This window comes from Elusimicrobiaceae bacterium (assembly GCA_017528825.1).
Lineage (GTDB): Bacteria > Elusimicrobiota > Elusimicrobia > Elusimicrobiales > Elusimicrobiaceae > Avelusimicrobium.
Genome location: JAFXOI010000024.1, coordinates 1 through 5,564 on the forward strand (window position 1 = coordinate 1; position 5,564 = coordinate 5,564).

General features: G+C 42.4%; 8 protein-coding genes. 1 reads left to right on the forward strand and 7 read right to left on the reverse strand.

Annotated features, from left to right (window positions below):
• The 5 genes from IKN49_05080 to IKN49_05100 all read right to left on the reverse strand — a co-directional run.
• On the reverse strand, positions 1-680 hold a 680-nt coding region (locus IKN49_05080), incomplete at its 3' end, for a replication initiation protein (protein ID MBR3632410.1).
• Between the two features lie 627 nt (positions 681-1,307).
• The gene (locus IKN49_05085) at positions 1,308-1,907 is read right to left on the reverse strand and encodes a recombinase family protein (GenBank protein ID MBR3632411.1); all 600 of its coding nucleotides are present in this window, start codon (positions 1,905-1,907) and stop codon (positions 1,308-1,310) included.
• Between the two features lie 524 nt (positions 1,908-2,431).
• Positions 2,432-2,734: a hypothetical protein gene (locus tag IKN49_05090; protein MBR3632412.1), complete on the reverse strand. Its 303-nt coding sequence runs from the start codon at positions 2,732-2,734 to the stop codon at positions 2,432-2,434.
• Between the two features lie 177 nt (positions 2,735-2,911).
• The gene (locus IKN49_05095; GenBank protein ID MBR3632413.1) at positions 2,912-3,766 is read right to left on the reverse strand and encodes a hypothetical protein; all 855 of its coding nucleotides are present in this window, start codon (positions 3,764-3,766) and stop codon (positions 2,912-2,914) included.
• Positions 3,767-4,110: 344 nt separating this feature from the next.
• Positions 4,111-4,425 (reverse strand): hypothetical protein, encoded by a 315-nt coding sequence (locus IKN49_05100; GenBank protein ID MBR3632414.1) that lies wholly within the window; start codon positions 4,423-4,425, stop codon positions 4,111-4,113.
• 32 nt (positions 4,426-4,457) lie between these two features.
• Here IKN49_05100 and IKN49_05105 point away from each other — a divergent pair, with 32 nt between their 5' ends.
• Positions 4,458-4,763, forward strand: coding sequence for a hypothetical protein (locus IKN49_05105; protein MBR3632415.1), 306 nt, complete (start codon positions 4,458-4,460; stop codon positions 4,761-4,763).
• Between the two features lie 54 nt (positions 4,764-4,817).
• Here IKN49_05105 and IKN49_05110 read toward each other — a convergent pair whose 3' ends face one another.
• Both IKN49_05110 and IKN49_05115 read right to left on the reverse strand, forming a co-directional pair.
• The gene (locus IKN49_05110; GenBank protein MBR3632416.1) at positions 4,818-5,294 is read right to left on the reverse strand and encodes a hypothetical protein; all 477 of its coding nucleotides are present in this window, start codon (positions 5,292-5,294) and stop codon (positions 4,818-4,820) included.
• A gap of 5 nt (positions 5,295-5,299) precedes the next feature.
• The coding region (locus IKN49_05115) for a replication initiation protein (protein MBR3632417.1) at positions 5,300-5,564 on the reverse strand (265 nt) is incomplete at its 5' end.

The window sequence follows — 5,564 nt, forward strand, 5'->3', positions numbered from 1 at the left end:
ATAGCCTTTACTGCCTTTCCTCTCTTGCGCTCTTCAAAATCAAGTATCTTATCGCTGTATTGATTAATCTCTTTTACTGCCGGTAACAATACGCGCGCCTTGAAGTTCTTATAATCCTTGTAGCCCTCTGCATCCAGTAGGCCGCGCAACTCTTCCAAACTATAGACGCGCCTGTACTCTTCCAGAGTGTTAAAGTGTATTGATTGTATCAACTCATATAATCTAATTGTGTACTTGCTTCGGAAGTGCAGCGTATATATCAGTTCGTATTGTGTATAATTCCGTTTCAGATCCAGAAGATAAGGCCGCAGATCTTCATCAAGTCTTATCTCAATAACTCCGTTGTTCTCTTCAATGTATGCCTTATTGATCCATGATATTAACGTTTCGCGCCCGTCTGGAAGTGTTACCCATATAGATTTATCGTGCAGATCCTTTATAGCTTTACGTAGTTCTACGTAATATTTCCCATTGCTTTGATCTAAGCCGCATACCCTGCAAAAGTCACTAATTGAGAATTGATACCTTTTAAACTCTGTATCGTCTGGCTGTATCTTGCTGATAAGAAACAATACTATCTTCTGCTGCTGTGTTGTTAAAGAAAATCTGCTTCTCTGTATTAAGTCGTTTGACTTTACAACTAACGCGCTCCGCGCCTGTATTACTTCTTGATCTTCCATAAAATCACCCCTTGAAAATAATACCATTTCAACTACACGTTTGCAAGACGTGCAGCCGTTGATAGTAAAAAATGTAGCCGATATAGTAAAAAATGTAGCCGTCAATAGTAAAAAATGTAGCCGATAACATATTATATAATAAATACAAATAAGTATTTTGATAAGTATATACGCGCGCACGCGCGCGACAGCACAAAAAAATATTGTTGTATCTGTCTGCCTCTTTCCAGAACTGCAACCAAACTACAATCATCTACAACCAAAATACCACAAGCTGCAACCTGTAGACCGTACCAAATGTAGCCGATAGATAAACAACCCTTGTATTAACTTTGCTGATCGCGCCGCACATTTCCAGATCTTCAACCCGTGTACCTCTTGCGCCCTGGTGAATCAATTTTTCTATTTTGCCCGTTTCGCGTGAGAAATTCTCAGCAAAAAAAACATGATGCCTGTAGACGTGTATTTATACTCTGGAAGATTCAGAAGTGAAAACACGTGTGTAGTTCACACGAAAAACAGCAAAAAACAAAAGATCCCGCATTGCTGCAAGATCTCTGTTATTAGATCCCTTGAGCGGGACGGTGTACCATTGCCGCCCCGCTGCTGCTGTTGATCCGCTGCCGGTCAACCTTCCTTGACCATCTTGTAAAATGTCCCTTTTCTAAGATTCAAGCTTGTATATGCCTGTACTGCTGTGATCTTTCCAGATCTCCAATCAGCTACCACGCTATCAAAATTATCCGGTCTGCTGATGGTAGGACGTCCAAACTTAACCCCGTCAACCTTTGCTGCTGCAATGCCCTCTTGCTGTCTCTTCTTAATTGTCAACCGCTCATGCTCTGCAAAGCTTGATAAGACTTCCAGAAGAATATTAGTAACCATATCAGCAATCCACTCTTGACCTTCTGGAAGATCCATCATTGTTGTAGGTATATCCAGAACCTTTAACCGGATGCCGTGATCCTTGAAGTATTGCAGCTCTGTCTTGATCATCTCTTTATTTCTTCCAAGACGGTCAATACTTGTTACTACCAGAGTATCACCAGACCTTAACAGTTGATCACGCATTGCCTTGTAGCCGTCTCTATTGAAGTCTTTCCCGCTTGCCTTGTCCGTGATGATATCCCGCTCACCCGCTCCAAGTGCTTTAAACTGTGATATCTGCCTGGCTAAGTTCTGCCCGCTGCTGCTCACCCGTCCATAGTACCAAGTTCTATTATCCATTGCTGTAACCGTCCTTTATCAAAATTTGATATTGTGTAATATCAGTATGGTCATAATATAACATACCCGTTCAAAAAAGTCAATGTAAATCTTACATACTTTTTAAACATCCAAAATGTCACGGTAAGACCTTTGTAAACGTGAAAACCTGTCAAGAATTGTTGTCCAATAAAGTACACCTTTTTAAACGTGAAAAGAACCCCCGTAAAAATCCCATAACTTCCGCATTATCCGCGCATCATCTGCAAAAATCCCAAAAAAGAAAAGCGAAAAGAAACGAAAACAACCGCTCTTTCCGCTTGATTCTCTTGTAGTGCTAAGTTTCCAGATCTTCCCATTTCTGGATAAGATCAGCACTTTTCTATATACTTTAGTTCGCTAAAGTGTACACTTTTCAAATCGAAAAATTATTTAACATTAACCGCCCTGCAGATATTTACAGCCGTATAAATATACACAATATATAGTATTATTATGTATTAATACACAATATCTTGTATAGTCTCCAGATGATCAAGCTATAATTATCTGTAGTATGATTCCGGTATACCTTCCAGATTAAACACAATATTCTGTTTTAGCAGGTTGGCCGGTAACCATCCAGAACAAATAACAACATTAGGCTGCTGTAGTTCTTCATTCCATCCGTTGACACCTATTCCATACTTGCAGATCAAGCCTTTAAAAGTACGGTTGAAGTCATCCAGTAACCACCTTTCCAGAATATCAGAAACCCGCTCCCGCTCTGCTTCATCTTCTGGAAGTAAGCTATATATATCCGGTCTATTCTCTTTCCAATAGTCAATAACACGTTTAGACCTATCCATAAAGAAAACCCCCTTTATAATTCCCGTGTACCGCTGTGGCTGTACACTTATATTCTACCATGGTAGTATGTTATATAATATATAATATTAACCTGTTATATTACTGTACCGCTGTGGCTGTACGCGCGTGTACCGCTGTGGCTGCATGCCGTGTGCTGCTGTGGCTGTACGTGCCCGTCAAAATGGAAGTACCCCGTCATCATCGTACCCGTCATCTTGCCGCGCTGCCGGTGCTGCCGGTGCTGCCGCTCTTTTTTCTGCTCTCAGTTGTCTACCGAACTGCATAGCGTTCTCTATCCGGTGAAGCTCTTCAAGTACTGCCCGCTCCGCGCTCTCTATATTCGTATACCGTTCGACCTTTTTAAGCGCGCTATCTATATATCCTTCGAGCTGTTCTGATTCGTCCGCATACTCTGCCCGCAGCCGAGCTATAAACGCGTCTACATCTTCTGCCGGTGCTGCTGCCGTCTCTGGTGTGTGCGTGTACCGCTGCAGCACTTCTCTCTCGTCTGGAAGATCTTCCGGCGCCCCGTCCACGTCTTCCGGATCTGCAACCGATATGCCGCCCGTGAACTGCTTCGCCCCGTCTATTTGCGGTACTCTCCAAAACAAAAACCAACCTTTCCGTGTTGGATGTGGTGTTAGATACCCCGCTGCCTTTAGTCTGTCTCTTGCTATATGGTATTGATTCTCATTGATACCGTATAAGTCTTGATACCGTGCCGCGCTAAGATCAAAGGCATACCCGTCTTGATTTAATGCCATATCGTAATACATAATTAACGCTTCTGCCTTTGCCCTGCCGCCCAACTTCTTACCGTCCGATACTTTTACTTCTGCAATCGCTTTATCTCCGTCCATTAATTTTTTTGCTGCTATAACGCTCTCCGTTCTTGTTATCTTACCATATCCGGAGAATATAACGTCACCTTCTGGAAGTGTGCCGCTTATGGTCTGTCTATGTTCTTCCAGTTCGACAACCTCAAATTTCTGCCGGTTAGGTACTGTGTTTGTTGTGTAATCTTTTTTCATGTTGATAAACCCCCTTGCTGCCTATAATATCATATTGAGTAATATCAAGTCAAGCCCTATATCTTCCAATAGGTAAAAGCCTTGAGCGGGACGTGATCAATTAAAAATCGCATCAGAATCGCTTGTACGCGTATTTAACCGCTTTGGATGTGTTTCTATATTCCAGAAGCACAAAACGCAATACAACGCAATCTGACGCCAAATTAGAAACCCGCTCCAATATTGATAAATAATTATTTACATTTACAGATATTTCTCCGGTGTGTGAGAAGAAGCAACTATCAATCAATCACATATCTTTCCAGAGAGAAAAACCAGAACCCCGCCCCCGCTGCTGCAATGCTTTACTCTTCTGGAAGATCTTCACCGCTTGCCCGCTCCGGTCTAAGATCTGTACCAAGATCCTTTTCCAGTAGTGTAATGATATAATCGTTTATGCTCTGCCCTCTTGCCGCTGCTGCCGCTTTGATCAACTCACGCTTACCAGATCCAACGACAAGATTTAATCTGTCGTAGTGCTTCCGGTTATAGTCGTTCATACGGTCAAAATCTTTAGTTGTCCATTTCCTTTTTTTCTCTGCCATGCTCCCCACCTCTTCCCGTTTATCAAAATTATCATTGTAAGATATTGAGTAATATGCTATACTATCAACGTTCATAAATACAATCTACAAGAAAGGATAACATTAACATGAACGTTGTAATTGATTCCATCGGCACTGTATCAATCCCCGTTGACCGCGCTGCACTTGATGCCGCATTGCTTAAGACCGGAGAGTATCACATTGATAACCCCGCTCTTGTCTCTCTTCTGGAAGACAAAATAAAAAAGCTTCATGTATCAAGTATTGATCTTGTGTTGTCTGCCGATGCCCTCTCTGTTGATCCAGATTCAACCATGATGCACGTATCACTTGATGTAGATCCAGACAACCCGCTATCAGACTCTATCACGTTTGATCCCTATTTCTTGATGCCGGTTGAATCGTTTAGTTGATACCTGGCTAAAACATATACCACAAAAGGACGTTGTATTGTAGCAATGTCCTTTTTATTTTCCAGAGAAGAAAGACCGTAACCGCTGCAAGATCCCCCGTTGCTGTTGTGCTGCCGGTGCTGCCGTCTCTTCTTCTGGAAGATCTTCCGGTGTATCTGCTGCCGGTGCTGTTGCTGCCGCTTGCAAGTACTGTTGTTGTACTGTTGCCTGTGTTGCCCTCTCTGCAATATCTGCGAGACGTTTAGCAAGATCTGTTATTGTCTCTTGCTGCTCTTCAACCCGCTTGTATAGCTTGTCTCTCTCTGTTGTCAACTCTTCAATCCGCTTGTTTAACACCTTGACAACATCTTGATTGAATACTTGTTCACCGTCCCGCTCTTGATCCTTGAAATATATGTACTTTATCTTCTTTCCGTTTTCAACCTTGTCAACCGATTGTAAAGTGCCGTTGTTCAATTTCTGGTAGACAGCTTGCCTTGAAATGCCCTTTAGTGCTGCATACTCTGCCACACTGTAAAAATCATCTTTCATGATCCCTATATTTCCTCTCTATCGAAAATAGAAAGTTGATCCAGACTGTTCACCCCGTCAAGATCCCGCTCGATAGCTGCCTGTATCTGTATAACCTCTTCTGTTGACTTTGGCTTGACCGTGAACCCTATAGCCTTTACTGCCTTTCCTCTCTTGCGCTCTTCAAAATCAAGTATCTTATCGCTGTATTGATTAATCTCTTTTACTGCCGGTAACAATACGCGCGCCTTGAAGTTCTTATAATCCTTGTAGCCCTCTGCATCCAGTAGG